Raw genomic sequence first — 22,342 nt, 5'->3', positions numbered from 1 at the left:
TAGATGTGAACAAGTTACCTGTCATTACCCTAATGGGACCGACAGCAGCGGGCAAAACCGCATTGGCCATAGAGTTATGCCAAGCGTTAAATACCGAAATCATCAGTGTAGACTCGGCGTTAGTGTACAAAGGGATGGATATCGGCACGGCAAAGCCGAGCGCACAAGAGCAAGCACAGGCACCACATCACCTAATTGATATTATTGATCCGGCACAAAGCTATTCGGTTGCTGAGTTTCGTGCTGATGCTATTAAACTAATTGATGATTTTCATCAGAGTGGCAAGGTGCCAATTTTAGTCGGCGGCACGATGATGTACTTTAAAGGCTTGATTGAAGGCCTGTCGCCATTACCAGAGGCTGATGCTGAAATCAGAGCGGTATTGGAGCGCGAAGCCGAACAAAAGGGTTGGCCTGCGCTGCATCAACAGTTAAAAGAGATTGACCCAGAAGCTGCGGCTAAAATCAGCGAAAACGATTCGCAACGCATTAACCGCGCTTTGGAAGTTTATCGCATTAGTGGTAAAACGATGACTCAATTGCAGCAAAGCAAACAGGATGCATTGCCGTATCAGTTTCATCAATTTGCGATTGCGCCAAATGACCGAAAAGTCTTACATGAACGTATAGAGAAAAGATTTAAAATAATGTTGGATGAAGGCTTTAAAAATGAAGTTTTGGCCTTATATCAACGTAAAGATTTACACCCTGATTTGCCTTCTATTCGCTGTGTCGGATATCGGCAAATGTGGGAGTATTTAGCTGGCGAGTGCGATTATAACGAAATGGTTTTCAAAGGCGTCGCAGCGACCAGACAACTGGCGAAGCGGCAATTAACTTGGCTGAGGGGGTGGCAAGATGTGACTTGGCTTGACACCGATAGTCAAGAAAACTTGCAACGTGTTCTAACTTCGCTAAGCTAATAGTAGTTGTTAAATCAGCGTGTTCTGATTAAATCAACGACCTGACATAATAACACCTAAAACGAAGGATAAGAAAATGGCAAAAGGCCAATCTTTACAAGACCCATTTTTGAATGTCTTGCGTCGTGAGCGCATTCCTGTCTCAATTTTTTTAGTGAATGGCATTAAATTACAGGGCAAGATCCAGTCATTTGACCAATTTGTGATTTTGCTTGAAAACACAGTAAACCAAATGGTTTACAAACACGCCATCTCCACTGTGGTTCCAGCTCGTGCGGTTAACTTCCAAAATGCAACCGGAAGTGAAGCGGGCGACCAAGGTGAAGAAGGTAATTATTAATTCTTATTAGTAGGAGCTTAATGCTTGTTTGACCGTTATGAAGCCGGCGAACAGGCAGTCTTGGTTCATATAGAATTTCCTCACGAAGGAGATCGCGAAGATCTACGTGAATTGGAAATGCTAGTTTCTTCTGCTGGTGTTAGTAGTGTGGCGGTTGTGCAAGGCAGCCGTCAAGCACCACATGCAAAGTTGTTTGTCGGAACGGGTAAAGCTGAAGAAATTGCCGAGATTGTCAACATCCACAACGCAGATGTCATCATATTTAACCACCAACTCAGTCCCTCACAAGAGCGCAATTTAGAACGCGTTTGTAAGTGCCGAGTGTTAGATAGGACAACGCTGATCTTAGATATTTTCGCGCAAAGAGCCCGTACCCACGAAGGTAAATTGCAGGTTGAGCTTGCTCAGCTAAGGCATATCTCTACGCGCTTAATTCGAGGATGGACGCACTTAGAAAGGCAAAAAGGGGGGATCGGTTTACGTGGTCCTGGTGAAACCCAATTAGAAACCGATAGACGGTTACTAAGAGAACGAATTAAGAGTATTCGTAAGCGATTAGACAAGGTAGCTGTTGTGCGTGAGCAAGGGCGGCGAGCGCGTAGTCGTAACGAGATCCCAACCGTTTCTCTGGTAGGCTACACCAATGCGGGTAAATCGACGCTGTTTAACAAAATTACGGATGCGGATGTATATGCTGCGGACCAATTGTTCGCAACGCTTGATCCTACGCTAAGAAAGATAGAAATCGATGATGTTGGCCCCGTTATCTTAGCAGATACAGTAGGTTTTATTCGTCATTTACCTCATGACTTGGTAGCAGCATTTAAGGCGACTTTAACAGAGACTCGTGAGGCAGATTTACAGCTTCATGTCATCGATGTTGCAGATCCGAGAAGAAAAGAAAACATAGAACAGGTACAATTGGTTCTAGAGGAAATTGAAGCCAATGACATTCCTCAACTTTTAGTCTACAACAAAATTGATCTAATGGACGAAGTTGCGCCTAGAATAGATAGGGACGATGAAGGAAAACCGATCAGAGTGTGGTTAAGTGCCCACTCTGGAGAAGGGATTTCGTTGTTATTCGACGCCGTTAAAGAGTTGTTGGCAAAAACCGTTTTCACAGCTGAGCTTGCTATCCCTCCTGCGCTTGGGCGTTTACGAGGTGCGCTATTTGAGCTCAATGCCGTGGATGAAAAAGGCTACGACGAGCAAGGCAATTGGCTTATTTCGGTAAGAATGCCAAAAATCGAATGGGAAAAGCTCAATAAGGAATTCGGGCGAAATCTCAATGATTTGGTCGTTGGTAGTTAAAAATCGTCAATTTCGAGCGTATTTTTATATGAGAGTCGCTCGAATTTTGTTAGATTTAACCTAATTCATTTAAATAACAATGGAGTATAGCTATGGCCTGGAACGAACCGGGTAATAATGGCAATGATAACGATCCGTGGAAAAACCGCGGAGGGCGGGATCAAGGCCCACCTGATCTAGATGAAGTATTCCGTAAATTTGGTAATAAATTCGGCGGTATTTTCGGCGGTAAGCCGGGGAAAGGTGGTAATGGCGGATTAGGCGGTGCTGGTTTCGTCTTTATACTTATTATCGCAGCCATCGTATGGGCACTAAGTGGTATTTACACGGTAAAAGAAGCTGAGCGTGGTATCGTGCTGCAATTTGGTAAATTTGACCGTATTGCTGAGCCGGGTCTGCGTTGGAAAGCCACGTTCATCGAGCGTGTTATTCCTGTAGATATTGAAGCGGTACGTTCATTGTCGGCTTCAGGCTTTATGCTTACGGAAGACGAAAACGTAGTAAGCGTTGAGTTTGAAGTGCAATATCGTGTTGTTGATCCAACACTTTATCGTTTCAGTGTGACCGATGCTGACCACAGCTTACAACAAGCGCTAGACAGTGCTCTGCGTTATGTTGTGGGTCATGCTCGCATGGACCAAGTGTTAACTACGGGTCGTGAAGTGGTTCGTCAGCGCACTTGGGAAGAGCTAAACAGCATTATCGAACCATATAACCTTGGTTTGATTGTTACGGACGTTAACTTTAAAGATTCTCGTCCACCAGCAGAAGTAAAAGACGCATTTGATGATGCGATTGCTGCACAAGAAGACGAAGAGCGTTTCATTCGTGAAGCAGAAGCTTATGCAAGGGAAATTGAACCGCGTGCGCGTGGTCAAGTGACTCGTATGACGCAAGAAGCAGAAGCTTATCGCGAGCGTATTATCCTTGAATCTCGAGGTGAAGTAGAGCGCTTTGAAAAGCTACTTCCTGAGTACCAAGCAGCAAAAGAAGTAACGCGTAAACGTTTATATATTGATGCAATGGAGCAGATTTTGGGCCGTAGCTCAAAAGTATTGGTTGATGTTGAAGGTGGTAATAACATGTTGTATCTACCACTTGATAAGATTATGCAATCCCATAACAACGCTTCGTCACCAGTACGTTTGCCAAATCAGAGCGATATTGAGCAGCTTCGTAGAACGATTGAAGGTACTCAACAGCAAAATAGTTCTGTCAATTCAGGCGGCGATAGATTTAATCGCGACAGATTTGGTAACGGGAGATAATCAATATGAAGAATTTTAGTCTACTTCTATTAGTCACTGCCGTGATCATGTCGTTTTCTGGTATCTTCGTAGTAAACGAAGGTCAAAGAGCAATTGTACTGCTATTTAGTAAGGTGCAAAAAGACGCGAATGGCGATGCTTTGGTGTATGAACCTGGCCTTCACCTGAAAGTGCCTTTCTTTAGCCAAGTACGTAAATTAGATGCGCGGATCCAAACCCTAGATGGTCAACCTGATCGCTTTGTAACCAGTGAGAAGAAAGACTTGATCGTGGATTCTTACGTGAAGTGGCGCGTGAATGATTTTAGTGCTTATTACCTACGCGCGCGTGGTGATAAACAGTATGCTGAAACGCTACTTAAGCAAAAGGTTAACAACGGTCTAAGAACAAACTTCGGTTCGCGTACTATTAAAGAAATAGTATCTGGTGAACGTAGCGAGCTAATGGAAGAAGCGTTAGTTCAAGCGTCGGAAAGCGCGAGTGAGCTTGGGATTGAAGTGCTGGATGTCCGTGTTAAGCAGATTAACTTGCCTAATGAAGTAAGCAGCTCAATCTACCAACGTATGCGCGCTGAGCGCCAAGCTGTGGCAAAAGAGCACCGTTCAGAAGGCCAAGAAAAGGCGGAGACCATCCGCGCTGATGTTGATCGTCGAGTGACAGTTATGCTTGCAGATGCCGAGCGTAATGCTCGCGCGGTTCGCGGTCAAGGTGATGCAACGGCGGCAAACATTTACGCAAAAGCATATAATAAAGACCCTGAGTTTTTCGGGTTTGTTCGTTCGCTTGAAGCATATAAAAATACCTTTAAAGATAAGAATGACGTTATGGTGTTATCACCGGACAGCAAGTTCTTTGATTATATGAAGGATGCAAAAGCTCAATAAGATGATGCTTTTTATATGATTGTAAAACCCCGCCAGCCAGCGGGGTTTTTTATTGGCGCGATATGGTCACAACGTTAGACGATGAAATCCATGAGTAGCCGCGACTTTATGTCGCGAAGAAACACACCGTAACAACGCCTTTATGTCGCAAAAAAGCACACCGTGGCAGCGACTTTTTATCGCGAAAAACACGCCGTAGCAGCAGACTTTATGTCGCGAAGAAACACGCCATAGCAGCGACTTTATGTCGCGAAGAAGCCTACCGTTGCTGTGGACTTTATGTCGCGATAAAACATGTCGTAGCAGCGACTTTATGTCGCGACCAACAATAAAAAAGCGGCCAATAGGCCGCAGTTAGGAAGTGAATTGGTAGTAGTCTATTAAAATAACAAACTCTTAAAACACGTATTTCACTGAAAGTTGCAGTCTGTCTAAATCACCTTCGAGGCCACTTTCTGTTTCCCGAGTACCCATTTTATATTCAGCACCAAAGGTAAGCTTTTTCACGGGTGAATAAAGTAGGTTTGCGCTGTAACTCATACTTGATTTTGTCGGATCGCCAGTCACCGCCAGCAAATCGCTTTCGTTATCAGCATTAAAGAAAGAGTATAAGAATGTTGAACGGAATTGTTCATTCCAGCTATGTTGATAAGCGATAAAGCCCGATGTCGAGTCAATTGCATGTAACGAGTTACCGTCGTATACCGCGCCATTAGCAACGTTTAGGCCTACGTAACGACCAAGCCCTTGACCTTGGGTCAGCATAAATTTCAAGTTATTGTCACCAAAATTAACACGACCAGACGCACTGACCCCAAATGAGCTTTCAGACTCATCAGCTCCACCGACTTTATAGGTAATTTGGCGCGCAAGTGCCGCTACCGCAATATGACCCCAATCAGCATTGTGTGTGTAACGTGCAGTGAAATCAGGCATGCTAGCGTCATCAGTGACGACACGGCCACTATCTGCAGTGGTAACTGTGCTTTCTGGGTTTTCAATAGAAAAAGACCAGTTTCCAGTGGTGTATTTAGCCATGGCTTGGCGTATGAAAACGGTACCTTCAGCTGGGCCAACGAAGTCTAAAGTCTCTGGTAATGCACTAACATTTTGGAAGTTTGACCAAGCCTGACCGAACAAGAAGCCTTTGTAACTCACAAAGGCCTGACGAATACGAGGTGAGTAGGAGTTACTAACACGCTCATTTCCTCCAGATGTAGAAATAAAGTCTAGCTCGATTTTAGTTTTGATACTGCTGCCATCATCAAGCTTAGTATCGGTCCCGAAGCTAAACCGAGATTGACGAGCGTGCATATCAAATACAGCGTCACTATCTGAGTTAACCCCGACAGGAGTCGTACCAGGAACGTAAAAATCTCGACCTATATTTTGTGCACCCAACGCGCCGTCAGAAAAGTCACTCCAAATGGCATCAAGCTTGATATAACCACCATAGTTAACTTTGGTATCGCCAATCTCTGCCGCAGTGGCAGGGAGAGCGCAGAGACTACTGATAGCAACTGCGAGCAGTTTTTTATTAATGTTATTCGTTGTCATAATCCAGTTCCTCAATAGCTGTGCTTTGCAGTTGGCAGCAGCTGACATTCATTTTAATCATCACTAACTGTTGTTTAAGGTTGGTTTTTACTCAATTACCTATTGGTCTATTAGACTAAGGTGGCATACGGTAAATGAGTAGAAGATAAGGCGATCATAACGTTTGTATTAAATTAGGTACAATCGGTAACTTGTATGAAACTTTTATGTTTGCAGGTGTTCTACAACTAAGGTCTAATACTTAAACACCCAAGGCTGGGTGATCCTTAGGAAAAGCGTGTCTAGCAGACCTAGACCTCTAAATATAATGGAGATGACTATGTCACAGAGCATTTATCCAGTTCCTGAAAAAATCAAGAACGCAGCATTAATCAACGACGAGCAATATCAAGAATTATATCAAAAGTCGGTTGATGACCCCGCAGAGTTTTGGAAAGAGCACGGTCAACGTTTAGATTGGTTCAAACCCTACAGTAAAGTTAAAAATACCTCATTCGACAAAGGCCATATCAATATTAAATGGTATGAAGACGGCGTACTAAATGCCTCTTATAACTGTATCGATAGACACCTTGAAAAGCGCGCCGATAAGGTTGCATTGATTTGGGAAGGTGATAACCCAGAACAAACAGAAAATATTACCTACCAACAACTACACGATGAAGTCGCAAAGCTTGCCAATGGCCTCAAGAGCCTAGGAGTTGCAAAGGGTGACCGCGTCGCTATCTACATGCCGATGGCTCCACAAGCAATTTATGCCATGCAGGCCTGTGCAAGAATTGGTGCTATCCATTCCGTTGTGTTTGGGGGCTTTTCACCTTCTGCGATTGCAGATCGCATTAAAGATTCTGGCGCCAAAGTTGTCATCACCTCAGATGAAGGTCGTCGCGGTGGTAATTGTGTGCCGCTTAAGGCAAATGTCGATGAAGCGGTAGCGCAAGCTGGCGTCACCACTATCGAGCATGTGATTGTACATCAATTAACAGGTGGCGATGTTGAATGGAATGGTCACGATGTATGGTGGCATGAATTAGTTGCTGATAAACCAGCCGAATGTGAACCTGAAATGATGAATGCGGAAGATCCGCTCTTTATTCTTTATACTTCGGGCTCTACCGGTCAGCCGAAAGGGGTAGTGCATACTACGGGTGGATACCTAGTGTATGCATCAATGACCCATGAGTATGTATTCGATCTTCAAGAAGATGATATTTACTGGTGTAGCGCGGATGTGGGTTGGATCACGGGTCATAGTTATATTGCTTATGGTCCACTAGTAAATGGTTGTACTCAAGTTGTATTCGAAGGCGTGCCGACCTATCCGACGTCTGGTCGCATGGGTGAAATCGTTGATAAACATGGCGTTACTATCCTTTATACAGCACCTACCGCGATCCGTGCTTTGATGGCGAAAGGTGACGAGCCAACAGCAAGTTCTAAGCGTGATAGTTTACGTATTTTGGGTTCGGTCGGTGAGCCAATTAATCCAGAGGCTTGGTCTTGGTATTATGAGCAAATTGGTAATAGTGACTGTCCTATCGTAGATACTTGGTGGCAAACCGAAACGGGCGGCATCATGATCACGCCACTACCTGGCGCTACTGCACTTAAGCCGGGTTCTGCGACCCGTCCATTCTTTGGTATTGCTCCTGCACTATTTGACGCGGAAGGTAATACTCTGACAGGCGCGACTGAAGGTAATCTGGTGATTTTGGATAGTTGGCCTTCACAAGCCCGTACGGTTTATGGTGACCATGAGCGCTTTGAACAAACGTATTTCTCGGCTTATCCGGGCGTTTATTTTACGGGCGATGGTTGTCGCCGTGATGAAGACGGTTACTACTGGATCACCGGTCGCGTGGATGATGTACTTAACGTTTCAGGTCACCGCCTCGGTACTGCTGAAATCGAAAGTGCGTTGGTAGCTCACGAAGCGGTTGCCGAAGCGGCTGTGGTAGGCTACCCACACGATATTAAAGGCCAAGGGATCTATGTCTATATCACGCCAAATGAAGGGGTAACGGTATCTGACGAGTTAACGAAAGAGGTGAGAAATTGGGTGCGTAAAGAGCTAAGCCCAATTGCAACCCCTGACATGATCCAATGGTCTCCAGGTTTACCTAAAACCCGTTCTGGTAAAATCATGCGCCGTATTTTGCGTAAGATTGCGGCCAACGAGTATCAACAGTTAGGAGATACTTCTACACTTGCCGATCCAAGTGTGGTTGATGAATTAATCGAGAATAGATTGAATCGTTAACTGAATAACTTGAATTGCGACCTAATATAAACATACTATAACGGCTGTTATCTTTACGATAACAGCCGATTTTTTAGGAGCATAGCATGTATCAGTTTTTAATCGCGGATGATCATCCTCTATTTCGAGAGGCGCTTAAGGGGGCTCTAAAAGCGCAGTTTGAAGGACTAGAGGTATTCGAATCTGAAAACTTTGACACTACGCTCTCGGTCTTACAACAACAAGAAGAACTAGACCTACTCCTGCTCGATTTACATATGCCGGGCAATGGTGATTTATATGGACTAATTCGGATCCGTGAGGATCACCCAAGTCTTCCTGTTGTTGTGGTTTCGGGAAGCGAAGACCTTTCTATCATTTCTAAAGTGATGGGATACGGCGCGATGGGTTTTATCCCAAAAGCGGCGTCAGTAGAACAAATTACCGAAGCCATAGAGCAAGTGCTTGAAGGTGACACGTGGTTGCCTGAAGGCATGAAAGACAAAGTGGCTGAACTGGAAGGGGAAGACAAAGAGCTTGCCCAACAAGTGGCCTCGCTCACGCCGCAGCAATATAAAGTGCTGCAATATTTACACGAAGGTTTACTGAATAAGCAAATTGCCTACGAGCTAAATATTTCAGAGGCAACGGTGAAAGCACATATCACCGCTATCTTCAGAAAGTTGGGTGTCTATAACCGTACTCAAGCCGTATTGATTGCTTCAAAACTACAACTAGAACCTATCGAAGCGAGTGACTAATTCGCATCATTGCTTGCAAGGCGCTTACCTTGCAAGCAGCACTGCTTTAGCTTAACTCTTTAAACGCCTGACTTAGTCCCTCTATTGTTAGCGGATACATTCTGTCTTGCATTAATTGATTTATTAGCTCTATCGAATGGTAATAAGACCAATAGCTTTGCGGCTGAGGGTTAAGCCAAGCCACCTTACTAAAGTGATTGGTTAAACGATTCAGCCAAGTAGCTCCTGCTTCTTGATTCCAATGCTCTACACTACCGCCGGGATAGGTGATTTCATAGGGACCCATTGTCGCGTCACCAACAAATATTAGTCGATAGTCTGAGCCGTATCGGTTAATTAGCTGATAAGTATCAAGCAATTCGCTGTCACGACGGTCATTATCGTGCCAAACATGTTCGTACACACAATTATGAAAGTAAAAAAATTCAAGGTGCTTAAATTCACTGTGTGCGGCACTAAAGAGTTGTTCACAAAGCTGGATATGGTCATCCATAGAGCCGCCAATATCAAACAGCATCAATACCTTCACTGAGTTATGTCGCTCAGGAGCCATTTTCACATCCAGCATGCCGCCTTGTCTTGCGGTAGCGCGAATGGTTTCATTAAGATCGAGCTGATCGCTTGCTCCACTGCGCGCAAATTTACGCAATTGCTTGAGTGCAAGCTTAATATTGCGGCTGCTGATGTCAGTATTGCTATCGAGATTACGGTATTGCCTTTTATCCCAGACCTTTACTGCTCGGCGATGACGGTTTCCATCTTGGCCAATCCGGATCCCTTCAGGATTATAGCCGTAAGCGCCAAAAGGCGAAGTGCCACCTGTACCAACCCATTTATTACCACCTGCGTGACGTTTTTGTTGCTCTGCCAAGCGTGCTTTTAACGTTTCAAGGAGCTTATCGAGTCCACCCATGGCGTTAAGTTTGGCTTTTTCTTCTTCAGACAACGACTTCTCAAACTCTTTACGCAACCAATCCTCTGGTAATTGCTGCTGTTGAAGTTGTGAGAAGAGGTCTATTGATTCTATCCCCTCAAAATAATCAGCAAACGCACGGTCGAATTTATCAAACAAGGTTTCATCTTTGACGAAGATGGTTTTTGCCAAAAAGTAAAAACCGTCTAGATCGGCAAAGCAAACTTCTTTATCCAGCGCCTCTAGACAGTCTAGTAATTCGCGCAGGCTCGCTTTGATACCGTAACGCCTAAGGGTGAGCACAAAATCGATGAGCATGATCAGCGGCGGCTCATAAAGGCGAGTTTCTCAACCAAAGAAACATCTTGCTCGTTTTTAAGTAGCGCACCAAATAACGGCATTAGGCCACCTTGGTTAGATTTGTCATGCAACGCGTCAGGGGAAATATCTTCCGCTAATAATAGTTTTAACCAGTCGAGTAGCTCACTCGTACTTGGCTTTTTCTTTAGGTTTGGTGTGTCGCGTAATTGGAAAAAGCTTTCGAGTGCTCGTTGTACTAAATTCGCTTTAATATGTGGAAAATGTACGTCTACAATCTGCTGCATCTCTTCTTTGCTCGGAAAGTCGATGTAGTGGAAAAAGCAGCGGCGTAAAAAGGCATCTGGTAGCTCTTTTTCATTATTTGAAGTAATAATCACGATGGGGCGCACCTTTGCCTTTATTTGCTCGTTAGTTTCGTAAACGTGAAACTCCATTTTATCGAGTTCTAACAGTAGATCATTGGGAAACTCAATATCGGCTTTGTCGATTTCATCAATCAGCAGAACGGGGCGTTTTGTGGCGGTAAAGGCCTGCCACAGCTTACCTTTGATGATGTAATTGCCAACGTCATTAACGCGAGGATCGCCAAGTTGACTGTCGCGTAAACGCGAGACCGCATCGTATTCGTACAGGCCTTGCTGGGCTTTGGTTGTTGACTTTATATGCCATTGGATTAGTTCGGTATCTAAACTTTTTGCCAATTCTTCGGCAAGTAAGGTCTTGCCTGTACCAGGTTCACCTTTAATGAGGAGTGGTTTTTCTAAAACGATGGCCGCATTCACGGCCTGTTGTAGAGCAGAGGTAGCAATATATTGATCAGTACCTTTAAACATAATTCAACTTCTTGTGGTCAGATGAGATTGGCTCATCTTGCCACAATCAGCTTTTCGCTGCCAACCCTGCTTCGGTTTCGATTAAGGTGAAGCGAGGCACCGCTTCGCCTTCGACCATAACGTCTTCTAAAAACATTTCAAGTGGTCGAACCCAAAAACTCATATCTCCATATAGGGTTTGATAAACCACTTGCTTCTCTTGCGTTTCACTGTGCGTTGCCAAGGCGTGCACTCGATATAATTTTCCTTTGTAGTGGCGGTAAATTCCAGGTGTGATATCCACTAATTCAAGCTCCAAAAAATAAAAGCCGTACGTGACGGACTGAAATGTTATAATCCGTGCCATTAAGACTGAAGGTGTTTAAAGATGAATTATATTGCGCTGGACGATTATAAGAAAGCTTGGGTTTTCAAACATAAAGATCTTCCAATCGAAGAATCCGACCTGGCATTGATAAAACCAATGTCAACGGCGCGCGCTGCGGTGCTTTGGAGCACTATGGTAAGCAACGAAAAAGATCACCCTGATTTCTTTGATAAAACAGACTGGGTTGGTAAAGCAGACTCATGGCAAGAAACCCTCAATTGGGAGCAGCCGTGGGAAGCAGGAGAAGCATTTCCTGAAACTATCGAGCAATTTCTTGATTGGCAAGCTAATACCACCGTGTATTTTTGTCTCTCTCGAGATGATGTGATCGAGACCCGTTTTGACGTGTTTAAGCGATGTTGGCAGAACTTTATGTTTTTGACTGACGGTAGTTTCTTAATAGGAAAAAAACGCAGTTCGGTAGTACAATTTATGGCTGAGGGGCAAGCAAAATTAGGAACCAAGCCGTAAGCAAGTACAACTGAGCAGTTTGCTTTGATTTGAAACATGGCTAGTGTATAAAGGATGTACACCAGTCTACTAAAGTAGATTGCATTGACGGGAGGCGTTTTGGAGCAACAGCAAAATACAATCTGGTATGACGAAGCATCTCGCCTTGTATTTGCCGAGCTTGTAAACGTATTTTATGCCAGAGAGTTGCCGAAGCTTGCTGAACTCTCCGATCATACTCGCCTTCAGCGTTTGTTAAACAGCCTGCCGTATTATGTTGAGCGCGCGGCCACACATATTATTCATGGTGATGTCCCGCTTGAGCTAGATAGTTTCAATGGATGTTGGTTAGCAAAGCAAAAATCACAGCCTAAATGTGATGACGCTGCCAACGCAGCATTTTTTACCACTAAGGTGAAAGTGGGGCTGGTGGTTCCCGTGCTATATGCAGACTCGACGGGGACAACCGTAAGGCTCGACAGTGTCGACCAAGTGAATGAGGCTGACAAATTGCACTGCAACCAATTTGGCTGGTTTAGTGTTAATGGTAATAGCTTACAAGCAAGCGACGAAGCGCGTGTACAATTGCTAAAACCAACGAAAGCGTTAATGACAGCGGCTTGTTGTGGCCATACTTGGTATTTTGGCAAGGCGGTAGTACCACGAAGACTGACGCTAAGAGAAATGTTACTTGCCAGTTCAATTAATTGGCCACAAGTACAAAAAACAAAAATGAGTCAACTATCCTAATCGACTCAAAAAACAGAAGTTTGGATTAAGCAATGCGATTTTTTCAGTTAGCGCTGTTGGTTTTAGCGCTATTTATTCAGTACAGACTTTGGTTCGGCCACAACGGCGTGGAGGACTACACTCGGATAAAATCCGTGGTTAAATCGCACCAAGAAACCAATGCCAATCTCAGTAAACGAAATAAATTATTAAAAGCGGATATCGACGATTTAAAACTCGGCCTTGAAGGGGTTGAGGAGCGTGCTCGTCATGAGCTCGGCATGATTAAGCCTGGCGAAACTTTTATCCGTGTATTACCGAAAGTACCTCATGAAAAGAAACGATAAACTTGCAGTCGTCATCCCCGCAGCTGGGGTTGGCAGTCGTATGCAGGCGCAGATGCCTAAACAATATATTCCACTATTAGGTAAACCAATTTTAGTACACACACTAGAAAAACTAGCCGGACTTGAGTGCGTCAGTCAATTTATGGTCGCCGTTTCCAAAGAAGATGGATATTTTTCATCGGCGTTGCTGCCTGATAGTCGTTTTAGCCACTGCGAAGGTGGACAAGAACGTGCCGACTCCGTTTTATTGGCGCTAAAAGCATTGGCACCAAGTCGCCCTGACTGGGTGTTAGTTCATGATGCAGCTCGACCTTTAGTTGCACTGGACGATATTCATCAGCTGATTTCACGATGTATAAACCAACAGCAAGGTGGCATACTGGCTGCCAAGGTTAAAGATACCATCAAACGCGGTACGGAGTTGGTACAGGAGACCGTACCTAGAGCGTCGTTATGGCAGGCTTTTACGCCTCAAATGTTTAGGTATGAAGAGTTATTGGCTGCGCTGGAGCTTGGACTTTCTCAAGGTGCAAATATCACAGATGAAGCATCAGCAATGGAATTACAAAATCAGCCCGTCCAACTCATTGCCGCGCGTACGGATAACATTAAGATCACGACGCCGGAGGATTTACCTCTGGCGGAGTTTATAATTCAACAACAAGGTAAACAGCATGATTAGAATTGGCCACGGATTTGATGTTCATAAATTTGGTGGAGCTGGCCCATTGACTATTTGTGGGGAAAAAATTCCTTACGAACAGGGTTTTATTGCTCACTCCGATGGTGATGTGGCAATTCATGCATTGTGTGATGCCTTGTTGGGAGCACTTGCGTTGGGAGATATTGGTAAGCACTTTCCTGATACCGCGAGTGAATTTGAAAATATCGATAGTCGTATTTTATTACGCCGCGTGATGGAACAAGTAAAAGCGGTTGGCTATAAAATAGGCAATGTCGACGTCACGATTGTCGCACAAGCACCAAAGATGCGACCACATATTGATGCGATGCGCACTAACCTTGCTGCGGATTGTGAAGCGCAGCTAGACCAAGTTAATGTTAAAGCAACTACCACTGAAAAACTGGGTTTTGAAGGACGTAAAGAAGGGATCTCAAGCCATGCTGTGGTGCTATTGGTAAAAGCATGAAGACACTCAATTATCTTTATGGTAAACCGTTATCTGACGGCGATTATAAGTCACAACCAGAAGACTTTAGAGTCGAAGAAATTTTAGATATTCCTTTTACTGGCGAAGGTGAGCACGTTTGCTTGCAGATCATAAAAAAGGGAGAAAACACCGCTTTTGTCGCTAAAAAGCTTGCAGAATTTGCTCAAATCTCACCGCGAGATGTCAGCTATGCAGGAATTAAAGACAGACACGGCGTATGTACGCAGTGGTTTAGCGTGCCGGTGGCAATTAAAAAGTCGTTAGATTTTAGTGCATTAAATAGTGACTCTATTTTTGTGGTGCAGCAAATACGGCACAATCGAAAGTTAAAAACAGGTTGTCACAAGGGCAATCGCTTTGCCATTACCCTCAGAAACGTGACTGCTCCACTTGATATTCTGTCGCGTATTAATGCTGTACGCCAAGGGGTTCCTAATTATTTTGGAGAACAACGTTTTGGTCATGATGGCCACAACTTAGCCATGGCAGATAGGTTATTTGACGGTGAAAAGATCCGCGATAAAAAGCTCCGAGGGCTAGTGCTTTCAGCCGCTCGCTCTCATCTGTTCAACGAAGTCGTCAGTCGCCGCGTGGCAGAGCATGGTTTGGCAACGACTTGGCACCGTGAAATCTTTTTACTGAGCGGTAGTAACGCCTTTTTTGACTCAGAGATTGATTGCGAACTCATCGAGCGGTTACTGAATGGCGATATTTTGCTTTCGGCGCCATTGGTTGGTAAAGGTGAAAAGGGATTATTGCCGCAAGAGCGTGAATGGTTGGCTCCTTTCGCTAAATGGCACGAAGGGTTGGCTGAATTTGGGATGAAAAATGAGCGTAGAGCGCTTAGATTAATACCCGAAGCGCTTAAGGTGAGTATGGCTGACGACAGTACGCTCACCCTTGAATTCAGTTTACCAAAAGGAACTTTTGCCACGGCGCTGCTCAGAGAGCTTGTTAATCATAAAGATGCCAGTAAAAAGTTTAATAAACATGAAGAGTCGATACAGCAGTGAGATACTCATTGTCTAACAAGAAAAAGAGGTGAAATATGAAGATCCTATTGAGTAATGACGATGGTGTTCACGCCAAGGGCATTGCTATCTTGTATCAAGCGTTATCACAAATCGCGGACGTAACCGTCATTGGTCCAGATAGAAATTGTAGCGGTGCGAGTAACTCGTTAACCTTATTAAACCCACTCAGAGCAACTACGCTAGATAATGGTTTTATCTCCGTGAATGGCACGCCAACCGATTGTGTTCACCTTGGAGTGAACAAACTGATGGATGAATTGCCAGATTTAGTCGTTGCAGGGATCAACAATGGCGCTAACCTTGGCGATGATACGCTGTACTCAGGTACTGTTGCGGCGGCCACTGAAGGTCGACATGTGGGCTTACCTGCGATTGCCGTTTCTCTTTGCTCTAAAAATGAAGCCCATTATGAAACTGCAGCACATGTCACGGTAGAGATCATTAAAAAGCTTGCAAACCATCCGCTACCAAAAGACCAAATCATTAATATCAACGTCCCTGATATTCCATTAAGTGACTTAAAAGGGATTAAAGTCACTCGACTAGGCTCACGTCATAAAGCGGATACCATGACCGAACAAATCGACCCATGGGGCCGAAGTGTGTATTGGTATGGCACCTTAGGTCATGAAAGTGACGCTGGTGAAGGCACGGATTTTCATGCTGTAAACAACGGTTATGCCGCTATCACACCACTCAAGGTGGATATGACGGCTTACGAGAGCTTAGATGCTGTGGCGAGCTGGTTATCTTAAGAGGCGTATGTGCTGAGTAATTATCAGGGCAGCGCTAATGCGCTAGTGGAACTGCTAAAACAGCAAGGCGTAGAGGATGAAGTGGTACTTAACGCCATCGCTAACACGCCTAGACATATGTTTGTCGATGAAGTGCTTAAACATAAGTCATATGAAAATACAGCTCTTCCTATCGGACAAGGACAAACAATATCGCAACCTTTTATCGTTGCAAAAATGACCGAAGTGTTAAAACAAGTAGGTGTTAAAGGGCGTATTTTGGAAGTGGGGACGGGCTCTGGTTATCAGACCGCAGTACTCGCGCAAGTGTTTGAACAGGTCTTTAGCATTGAACGGATCAAGTCACTGCAGTGGCAAGCGCGCAGAAGGCTGCATTTGCTGGATTTATATAATGTGACGATGAAACATGGAGACGGTTGGAAAGGCTGGGCGTCAAAAGCGCCTTTTGCAGGGATCATTGTTACTGCCGCAGCACAATCAGTGCCAGATGAGCTATTGGCGCAACTAGAAGATGGCGGTGCTATGGTCATTCCCATCGGGGTTGAAGCGCAAACACTCACCTTGTTTGTTAAACAAGGGGAGCAGTTTATTCGTCACGCCCTCGCACCTGTACGCTTTGTGCCTTTAGTCGCTGGCGAAGTCGGTTAATTTTGTAGCTTTACAAACAACTCCATAAAATATAACTATTTTTTCCAGTAGAATGTGAAAACCAAGCAAAATTAAGTTAGATTGATATGATAGTCGTTGATAGTAGCACTGGAAAATATAAGTAATGTACAAGTCTCAGGTCATCATATCGATTTGTTTAAGCGGCCTGCTTGTTGCCTGCTCATCGAATCATACGCCTGCGCCTGTAACGACTTTATATTCTGGTAAGACCACTTCGTCACATAAAATTAATATTAACGGAAGCAGTTACAAAGTAAAAAAAGGCGATACTTTATTTGCAATTGCATTTAGCGCGAACAAAGATGTAAGAACGCTCGCGAAAATCAATAAAATTAAGCCTCCGTACACGATCTACCCCAATCAGATCATTCGTCTAGAATATCCCAAAAATAAAAACAAAAAGAACACAAAATACACGAAAGTAAACCACAAGTCTCAGTCTTTAAAACAAAAAAGTAACAAAAGCCCCAAAAAAGAGCTTGATAAGCCAAATCAACGAGAGTATGTTCAAAGACAAGCCACACAAAAATCTAGTAGTACCAAGGCTTTGTATAATAATAAGGTACTATGGAAATGGCCTGCTGAAGGTAAAGTGACTCGTCACTTCTCTGTTAAAGAGAATGGTTATAAGGGATTGGAGATCTCTAATAAACCAGGTACTTCAGTTAAGGCTGCTGCTGGCGGTGTAGTTGTATATGCAGGGAGTGCGTTGCGTGGGTATGGTAATTTAATCATTCTGAAACATACGGATGATTATCTAAGTGCGTATGCCCACAACGCTAAGTTACTCGTCAGAGAACAGCAAAAAGTTAAAGTTGGGGAAAAAATTGCCGAAATGGGTAGTACAGATGCTTCTAAGACGGCGCTTAGGTTTGAGATCCGTTTTAAAGGTCAAGCTGTAAACCCGGCAAAATACTTGCCATAAAGTAATGCGAGTACATCGATTGGTTCGAGTACCCTTACTTTTATTCGCTTGGGGAGAATACTTATGGCTCACACTGCAAAATTACCTACAAAATCTACTCCAGAGTTAGACAAGTTCGAAGATGATAATATTGACGAACCGAAAGACGAATTACTTGAAGACCTCGAAGACGACGAAGAAGTTTTTGCCAAAGAAGAAGTGGTTAAAAACTTAGATGCTACTCAACTCTATTTAGGTGAAATTGGATTTTCCCCACTGCTCAGTGCAGAAGAAGAAGTTTACTTTGCGCGTAAAGCGTTAAAGGGGTGCGAAGCCTCACGTAAACGGATGATAGAGAGTAACTTGAGATTAGTGGTTAAAATCGCTCGTCGTTATAACAACCGTGGTTTGGCATTACTTGACCTCATTGAAGAAGGTAACTTAGGCCTGATCCGGGCGGTGGAAAAGTTTGATCCAGAACGTGGATTTAGATTTTCTACATATGCAACTTGGTGGATCCGTCAAACTATCGAACGTGCGATCATGAACCAAACTCGTACCATTCGTTTGCCTATTCATGTTGTTAAAGAGCTCAATGTTTACCTACGTACAGCACGTGAATTGACACAAAAGCTGGATCATGAACCTACCGCTGAAGAAATCGCTGAATGTCTCGACAAACCCGTCGAAGAAGTCAGTAAAATGCTCCGTCTAAACGAAAGGATCACTTCGGTTGATACGCCTATTGGTGGTGAAAATGACAAAGCACTGCTCGATATTATCGCGGATGAAAAGGGCGGTGGTCCAGAAACCGAAGTGCAGAGCAACGATATTAACAAACACATTGTTGATTGGCTGGGAGAGTTAAACCCAAAACAGCGAGAAGTGCTCGCGAGACGCTTTGGTTTGCTTGGTTATGAGCCATCTACGCTTGAGGATGTTGGCCGCGAAATTGGGCTAACGAGAGAGCGTGTAAGACAAATTCAAGTTGAGGCGTTGAGACGCTTAAAAGACATTTTACAACACGAAGGGTTAAGTACAGATAGCCTATTTGAGCAACAGTAAATCATACCAATTTGCTCATTAAAAAGCCGCAATATGCGGCTTTTTTAATTCTTGAAATGTATAAAACCAGCAAAGATAGAAAGCGATTACAAGCTTTCTATCTTTGCTTTTTGTTCAAGTAGCTTCGTTTTTGCATCGCTAAACTCAGCTAATTTTGCTTTCTCTTTAGCAAGTACTGCTTCAGGTGCGTTACTTACAAACTTTTCGTTTGCGAGTTTCTTTTCAACCTGCTCAAGACCTTTTTCTGCTTTTTCAAGCTGCTTAGCAATACGCGCAAGTTCTGCTTCTACATCAATCAAACCTGCCATTGGGATCATGATTTCAAGGTCACCGATAAACGCAGTCGCACAAGCTGGTGCTTCGTCTTTGCTTGCAAGTAAGTCTACCGTTTCCAGTTTTGCCAGAGCGCTTAAGAAAGCTTGGTTTTCTTCTAGACGACGTTTGTCATCTTCGCTTGCACCAGTAAGTAACACGTTTAACGGTTTGCTTGGACTGATGTCCATTTCACCACGAATGTTACGGATAGCAATAATAAACTGCTTCACCCACTCAAGGTCTGCCATCGCTTGCGCATCAACTTTGCTTTCGTCGAATACTGGGAACGCTTCAAGCATAATCGTCTTCGCTTCGACACCTGCGATTGGTGCTACACGTTGCCAAATTGTCTCTGTAATATAAGGCATTAGTGGGTGCATCAAACGAAGTAAGCCTTCCAATACAGTGATAAGCGTATGGCGTGTACCACGCTGCTGCGCTTCATTGCCTTTAAATAGAATTGGCTTAGTTAGCTCTAGATACCAGTCGCAGAATTGGTTCCATGTGAACTCATAAATAGTGTTTGCCGCAAGGTCAAAGCGATAGTTATCCAAGTGCTCAGAGAACACCTTAACTGTATTTTGGAATTGACCTAAAATCCAACGGTCCGCTAGAGAATACACTTTTTCGTTATCGTTGAAGCCACAGTCTTGTTCTTCTGTGTTCATCAATACATAACGGCTAGCATTCCAAAGCTTGTTACAGAAGTTACGGTAACCTTCAAGACGGTTCATATCCCAGTTGATATCACGTCCCGTTGACGCCATTGCTGCAAGAGTGAAACGCAATGCATCAGTACCGTGTGCTTCAATACCATCGACAAATGTTTTGCGCGTATTCTTTTCGATTTTTGCCGCAAGCTGTGGTTGCATCATGTTGCCAGTACGTTTAGTCACTAGGCTCTCAAGATCGATACCGTCAATCATGTCTAGTGGATCTAACACGTTACCTTTTGACTTAGACATCTTATCGCCATTTTCATCGCGAATAAGGCCAGTCACATAAACGGTCTTAAATGGAACTTGAGGTTTACCATCTTCATCTTTGATGAAATGCATGGTCATCATGATCATGCGAGCTACCCAGAAGAAGATAATGTCGAAACCAGTAACCAAGGTATCTGAAGGGTGGAATACCTTTAGATCTTCCGTGTTTTCAGGCCAACCTAACGTTGAGAAAGTCCACAGTGCAGAAGAGAACCAAGTGTCTAGTACGTCTTCATCTTGGGTCAGCGTTACGCTCGCATCCAGGTTATGGTTTTGACGAACTTCAGCTTCGTCACGACCAACATATACATTACCTTCGCTGTCATACCATGCCGGGATCCTGTGGCCCCACCAAAGTTGACGGGAAATACACCAGTCTTGGACATCACGCATCCAAGAGAAGTACATGTTCTCGTATTGCTTAGGTACAAATTGAATATCGCCATCTTCTACCGCTTTTACCGCAGGCTCTGCAAGAGGAGCAACGCGAACATACCACTGATCGGTAAGTAATGGCTCGATAACTACGCCAGAGCGGTCGCCGTAAGGAACGGTTAGACTGTGATCGTCGATTTTCTCAAGTAGACCAAGCTGCTCAAACTCGTCAACGATTTGCTTACGCGCATCGAAACGGTCAAGGCCGTGGAAACGCTCTGGAATTGGTGCGTCCATCGCTTCAAGTGGCTTACCATCAAAAGTAAAGCACTCACCCGTATTCAGAACTGCTGCGTCTTTGTTGAACACGTTGATCATTGGCAGCTCATGGCGCTTACCAACTTCGTTATCGTTAAAGTCGTGTGCTGGCGTGATTTTTACGCAGCCGGTGCCTTTTTCCATATCTGCATGTTCATCAGCAACGATAGGAATGCGACGGTTGACGATAGGAAGTAGAATTTCTTTACCAATTAAGTCTTGGTAACGTTCATCATCCGGGTTTACTGCAACGCCAGTGTCACCAAGCATGGTTTCTGGACGAGTGGTTGCTACGATAATGTAGTCTTTACCATCTTTAGTGGTTACGCCATCCGCAAGTGGATAGCGCAAATTCCACATATGACCCTGCTTGTCTTTATTCTCAACTTCTAAATCAGAAATCGCAGTGTGTAATTTAGGATCCCAGTTAACTAGACGCTTACCACGGTAGATTAAGTCATCTTGATATAGGCGAACGAATACTTCTTTTACCGCTTCAGACAGGCCGTCATCCATCGTAAAGCGTTCTCTATCCCAATCTACAGACGCACCTAAACGGCGTAACTGTTTGGTGATTGTGCCACCTGATTGCTCTTTCCATTCCCAGATTTTATTGATGAATTCGTCACGGCCTAAATCATGGCGTGATTTACCTTCTTCGGCTGCAAGCTTGCGCTCAACCACCATCTGAGTGGCGATACCAGCGTGGTCAGTACCCACTTGCCATAGCGTGTTTTTGCCCTTCATACGCTGATAGCGGATCAAAGTGTCCATGATAGTGTCTTGGAACGCGTGGCCCATGTGTAGACTACCTGTGACATTCGGCGGTGGGATCATAATCGAATATGCGTCACCATTGCCTGATGGCTTAAAGTAGCCATTTGACTCCCAGTCTTGGTACAAAGACTGTTCAATATCTTGTGGATTGTAGGTTTTATCCATTACACAGAACCCTAAAAATGCTATTTCTCAATGTCTTCAGTGGAAATTGTTGCGCCAAGTGCACGAAGTTGCTTAAAGCGTTCTCGTGCGGCTTGCTTAGCGCTGGCTTCAACAGGCACAAAATCTATCACCTGTTCAAAGCGACGAATAAAGTCAGGGACGACCCGAGCTAAATTAATGAGCACGGGGCGACGAGCAGCAGGAGGCATAGTGCCAATTTCCACTGGTGCGCCGCCTTTGGGGCCTTCGCCTTGTAAGTTGTGGGGCACAAACCTGTCTGCGTCAAAACACCAAAGGTGCTCATCAAATAAATGAGCGTCGTCAGTATTATCGACGTTAACAAAGATACGGTGTCCAGCTTGATATAAGCTCGCCGCAGTTTGTGCTGCCAGATCAAAATGAGCCGGAACGCTAATCCCCGGCTCATCGTTTTGTTTTAACACGTAAAAGCGCGCTTTGATAGTCATGATAATAATACCAATTGCGAGGAGTACTGAGGTTTGCCACAGGCTCCACAGCTGCTCAATATCTGTAATCTTGTTTACCGTGATAGCGTAGACG

At 44.3% G+C, this 22,342-nt stretch carries 23 protein-coding genes; 17 read left to right on the top strand and 6 right to left on the bottom strand.

Annotated elements, in window-relative coordinates:
- The first annotated feature begins 32 nt into the window (after positions 1-32).
- The 5 genes from miaA to hflC all read left to right on the top strand — a co-directional run bounded on the left by miaA (position 33) and on the right by hflC (position 4,729).
- Positions 33-923 (top strand): tRNA (adenosine(37)-N6)-dimethylallyltransferase MiaA, encoded by an 891-nt coding sequence (miaA, locus tag EXT48_RS13740; protein WP_240703387.1) that lies wholly within the window; start codon positions 33-35, stop codon positions 921-923.
- A 76-nt stretch (positions 924-999) separates the two neighbouring features.
- On the top strand, positions 1,000-1,263 hold the full coding sequence (gene hfq, locus EXT48_RS13735) for an RNA chaperone Hfq (protein ID WP_010377383.1): 264 nt from the start codon (positions 1,000-1,002) through the stop codon (positions 1,261-1,263).
- 24 nt (positions 1,264-1,287) lie between these two features.
- Positions 1,288-2,577 carry a ribosome rescue GTPase HflX gene (hflX, locus tag EXT48_RS13730; protein WP_130164779.1) on the top strand — a complete coding sequence of 430 codons (1,290 nt, stop codon included), beginning with the start codon at positions 1,288-1,290 and terminating at the stop codon, positions 2,575-2,577.
- 92 nt (positions 2,578-2,669) lie between these two features.
- Positions 2,670-3,845 (top strand): FtsH protease activity modulator HflK, encoded by a 1,176-nt coding sequence (gene hflK / locus EXT48_RS13725; RefSeq protein ID WP_039494418.1) that lies wholly within the window; start codon positions 2,670-2,672, stop codon positions 3,843-3,845.
- Positions 3,846-3,850: 5 nt separating this feature from the next.
- Positions 3,851-4,729, top strand: coding sequence for a protease modulator HflC (hflC, locus tag EXT48_RS13720; protein WP_039494419.1), 879 nt, complete (start codon positions 3,851-3,853; stop codon positions 4,727-4,729).
- A gap of 396 nt (positions 4,730-5,125) precedes the next feature.
- Here the strand turns inward: hflC and EXT48_RS13715 are convergent, their stop codons facing one another.
- A complete protein-coding gene (locus EXT48_RS13715) occupies positions 5,126-6,286 on the bottom strand; it encodes a DcaP family trimeric outer membrane transporter (RefSeq protein WP_130164778.1) in 1,161 nt (386 codons plus the stop codon).
- A 319-nt stretch (positions 6,287-6,605) separates the two neighbouring features.
- Here EXT48_RS13715 and acs point away from each other — a divergent pair, with 319 nt between their 5' ends.
- Positions 6,606-8,546, top strand: a complete 1,941-nt coding sequence (gene acs, locus EXT48_RS13710) for an acetate--CoA ligase (protein ID WP_130164777.1) — start codon at positions 6,606-6,608, stop codon at positions 8,544-8,546.
- Positions 8,547-8,632: 86 nt separating this feature from the next.
- Positions 8,633-9,286, top strand: a complete 654-nt coding sequence (locus EXT48_RS13705; RefSeq protein WP_010605647.1) for a response regulator transcription factor — start codon at positions 8,633-8,635, stop codon at positions 9,284-9,286.
- A 46-nt stretch (positions 9,287-9,332) separates the two neighbouring features.
- On the opposite strand, the gene EXT48_RS13700 is transcribed toward EXT48_RS13705, so the two are convergent.
- Genes EXT48_RS13700 through EXT48_RS13690 form a run of 3 tightly spaced genes read right to left on the bottom strand, consistent with a single transcriptional unit; the run spans position 9,333 to position 11,636 of the window.
- The gene (locus EXT48_RS13700) at positions 9,333-10,517 is read right to left on the bottom strand and encodes a VWA domain-containing protein (RefSeq protein WP_010605646.1); all 1,185 of its coding nucleotides are present in this window, start codon (positions 10,515-10,517) and stop codon (positions 9,333-9,335) included.
- A gap of 2 nt (positions 10,518-10,519) precedes the next feature.
- Positions 10,520-11,356 (bottom strand): MoxR family ATPase, encoded by an 837-nt coding sequence (locus EXT48_RS13695; protein ID WP_088531513.1) that lies wholly within the window; start codon positions 11,354-11,356, stop codon positions 10,520-10,522.
- Positions 11,357-11,399: 43 nt separating this feature from the next.
- The gene (locus EXT48_RS13690; RefSeq protein WP_010377401.1) at positions 11,400-11,636 is read right to left on the bottom strand and encodes a DUF1653 domain-containing protein; all 237 of its coding nucleotides are present in this window, start codon (positions 11,634-11,636) and stop codon (positions 11,400-11,402) included.
- 84 nt (positions 11,637-11,720) lie between these two features.
- On the opposite strand from EXT48_RS13690, the gene EXT48_RS13685 reads away from it, so the two are divergent.
- The 10 genes from EXT48_RS13685 to rpoS all read left to right on the top strand — a co-directional run bounded on the left by EXT48_RS13685 (position 11,721) and on the right by rpoS (position 18,845).
- A complete protein-coding gene (locus EXT48_RS13685) occupies positions 11,721-12,191 on the top strand; it encodes a DUF2947 domain-containing protein (protein ID WP_130164776.1) in 471 nt (156 codons plus the stop codon).
- An 84-nt stretch (positions 12,192-12,275) separates the two neighbouring features.
- Entirely contained in the window at positions 12,276-12,920 is a 645-nt protein-coding gene (locus tag EXT48_RS13680; protein ID WP_205991262.1) for a hypothetical protein, read from the top strand.
- Positions 12,921-12,952: 32 nt separating this feature from the next.
- A complete protein-coding gene (gene ftsB, locus EXT48_RS13675; protein ID WP_010377404.1) occupies positions 12,953-13,246 on the top strand; it encodes a cell division protein FtsB in 294 nt (97 codons plus the stop codon).
- Positions 13,230-13,928: a 2-C-methyl-D-erythritol 4-phosphate cytidylyltransferase gene (ispD, locus tag EXT48_RS13670; RefSeq protein WP_130126822.1), complete on the top strand. Its 699-nt coding sequence runs from the start codon at positions 13,230-13,232 to the stop codon at positions 13,926-13,928. The genes ftsB and ispD overlap by 17 nt, the downstream gene beginning before the upstream one ends.
- On the top strand, positions 13,921-14,397 hold the full coding sequence (gene ispF, locus EXT48_RS13665; RefSeq protein WP_130164775.1) for a 2-C-methyl-D-erythritol 2,4-cyclodiphosphate synthase: 477 nt from the start codon (positions 13,921-13,923) through the stop codon (positions 14,395-14,397). The genes ispD and ispF overlap by 8 nt, the downstream gene beginning before the upstream one ends.
- Entirely contained in the window at positions 14,394-15,431 is a 1,038-nt protein-coding gene (gene truD, locus EXT48_RS13660; RefSeq protein WP_130164774.1) for a tRNA pseudouridine(13) synthase TruD, read from the top strand. The genes ispF and truD overlap by 4 nt, the downstream gene beginning before the upstream one ends.
- Positions 15,432-15,466: 35 nt before the next feature.
- Positions 15,467-16,207, top strand: a complete 741-nt coding sequence (gene surE / locus EXT48_RS13655; RefSeq protein WP_010377409.1) for a 5'/3'-nucleotidase SurE — start codon at positions 15,467-15,469, stop codon at positions 16,205-16,207.
- Between the two features lie 9 nt (positions 16,208-16,216).
- Entirely contained in the window at positions 16,217-16,855 is a 639-nt protein-coding gene (locus EXT48_RS13650) for a protein-L-isoaspartate(D-aspartate) O-methyltransferase (protein ID WP_039494434.1), read from the top strand.
- Positions 16,856-16,979: 124 nt separating this feature from the next.
- Positions 16,980-17,801: a peptidoglycan DD-metalloendopeptidase family protein gene (locus tag EXT48_RS13645; RefSeq protein ID WP_130164773.1), complete on the top strand. Its 822-nt coding sequence runs from the start codon at positions 16,980-16,982 to the stop codon at positions 17,799-17,801.
- Positions 17,802-17,864: 63 nt separating this feature from the next.
- A complete protein-coding gene (gene rpoS, locus EXT48_RS13640) occupies positions 17,865-18,845 on the top strand; it encodes an RNA polymerase sigma factor RpoS (protein WP_017217021.1) in 981 nt (326 codons plus the stop codon).
- Positions 18,846-18,931: 86 nt separating this feature from the next.
- Here the strand turns inward: rpoS and EXT48_RS13635 are convergent, their stop codons facing one another.
- Entirely contained in the window at positions 18,932-21,781 is a 2,850-nt protein-coding gene (locus EXT48_RS13635) for a valine--tRNA ligase (protein WP_130164772.1), read from the bottom strand.
- Positions 21,782-21,801: 20 nt separating this feature from the next.
- Positions 21,802-22,248 carry a DNA polymerase III subunit chi gene (locus EXT48_RS13630; RefSeq protein WP_010377414.1) on the bottom strand — a complete coding sequence of 149 codons (447 nt, stop codon included), beginning with the start codon at positions 22,246-22,248 and terminating at the stop codon, positions 21,802-21,804.
- Between the last annotated feature and the right edge of the window lie 94 nt (positions 22,249-22,342).

The organism is Pseudoalteromonas sp. CO348, assembly GCF_004208845.1.
Taxonomy (GTDB): Bacteria; Pseudomonadota; Gammaproteobacteria; order Enterobacterales; family Alteromonadaceae; genus Pseudoalteromonas; species Pseudoalteromonas maricaloris.
This window is presented reverse-complemented; position numbering and strand designations above follow the sequence as displayed.

What these genes read in the sequence shown, in the direction of transcription:
- hfq (WP_010377383.1), top strand. Translation starts at nt 1,000, where the DNA reads ATGGCAAAAGGCCAATCTTTACAAGACCCATTTTTGAATGTCTTGCGT.
- rpoS (WP_017217021.1), top strand. Translation starts at nt 17,865, where the DNA reads ATGGCTCACACTGCAAAATTACCTACAAAATCTACTCCAGAGTTAGAC.
- EXT48_RS13630 (WP_010377414.1), bottom strand. Translation starts at nt 22,248, where the DNA reads ATGACTATCAAAGCGCGCTTTTACGTGTTAAAACAAAACGATGAGCCG.
- acs (WP_130164777.1), top strand. Translation starts at nt 6,606, where the DNA reads ATGTCACAGAGCATTTATCCAGTTCCTGAAAAAATCAAGAACGCAGCA.
- EXT48_RS13705 (WP_010605647.1), top strand. Translation starts at nt 8,633, where the DNA reads ATGTATCAGTTTTTAATCGCGGATGATCATCCTCTATTTCGAGAGGCG.
- EXT48_RS13700 (WP_010605646.1), bottom strand. Translation starts at nt 10,517, where the DNA reads ATGCTCATCGATTTTGTGCTCACCCTTAGGCGTTACGGTATCAAAGCG.
- EXT48_RS13645 (WP_130164773.1), top strand. Translation starts at nt 16,980, where the DNA reads ATGTACAAGTCTCAGGTCATCATATCGATTTGTTTAAGCGGCCTGCTT.
- surE (WP_010377409.1), top strand. Translation starts at nt 15,467, where the DNA reads ATGAAGATCCTATTGAGTAATGACGATGGTGTTCACGCCAAGGGCATT.
- miaA (WP_240703387.1), top strand. Translation starts at nt 33, where the DNA reads ATGGGACCGACAGCAGCGGGCAAAACCGCATTGGCCATAGAGTTATGC.
- hflC (WP_039494419.1), top strand. Translation starts at nt 3,851, where the DNA reads ATGAAGAATTTTAGTCTACTTCTATTAGTCACTGCCGTGATCATGTCG.
- EXT48_RS13715 (WP_130164778.1), bottom strand. Translation starts at nt 6,286, where the DNA reads ATGACAACGAATAACATTAATAAAAAACTGCTCGCAGTTGCTATCAGT.
- ftsB (WP_010377404.1), top strand. Translation starts at nt 12,953, where the DNA reads ATGCGATTTTTTCAGTTAGCGCTGTTGGTTTTAGCGCTATTTATTCAG.
- hflK (WP_039494418.1), top strand. Translation starts at nt 2,670, where the DNA reads ATGGCCTGGAACGAACCGGGTAATAATGGCAATGATAACGATCCGTGG.
- ispF (WP_130164775.1), top strand. Translation starts at nt 13,921, where the DNA reads ATGATTAGAATTGGCCACGGATTTGATGTTCATAAATTTGGTGGAGCT.
- EXT48_RS13635 (WP_130164772.1), bottom strand. Translation starts at nt 21,781, where the DNA reads ATGGATAAAACCTACAATCCACAAGATATTGAACAGTCTTTGTACCAA.
- ispD (WP_130126822.1), top strand. Translation starts at nt 13,230, where the DNA reads ATGAAAAGAAACGATAAACTTGCAGTCGTCATCCCCGCAGCTGGGGTT.
- truD (WP_130164774.1), top strand. Translation starts at nt 14,394, where the DNA reads ATGAAGACACTCAATTATCTTTATGGTAAACCGTTATCTGACGGCGAT.
- EXT48_RS13685 (WP_130164776.1), top strand. Translation starts at nt 11,721, where the DNA reads ATGAATTATATTGCGCTGGACGATTATAAGAAAGCTTGGGTTTTCAAA.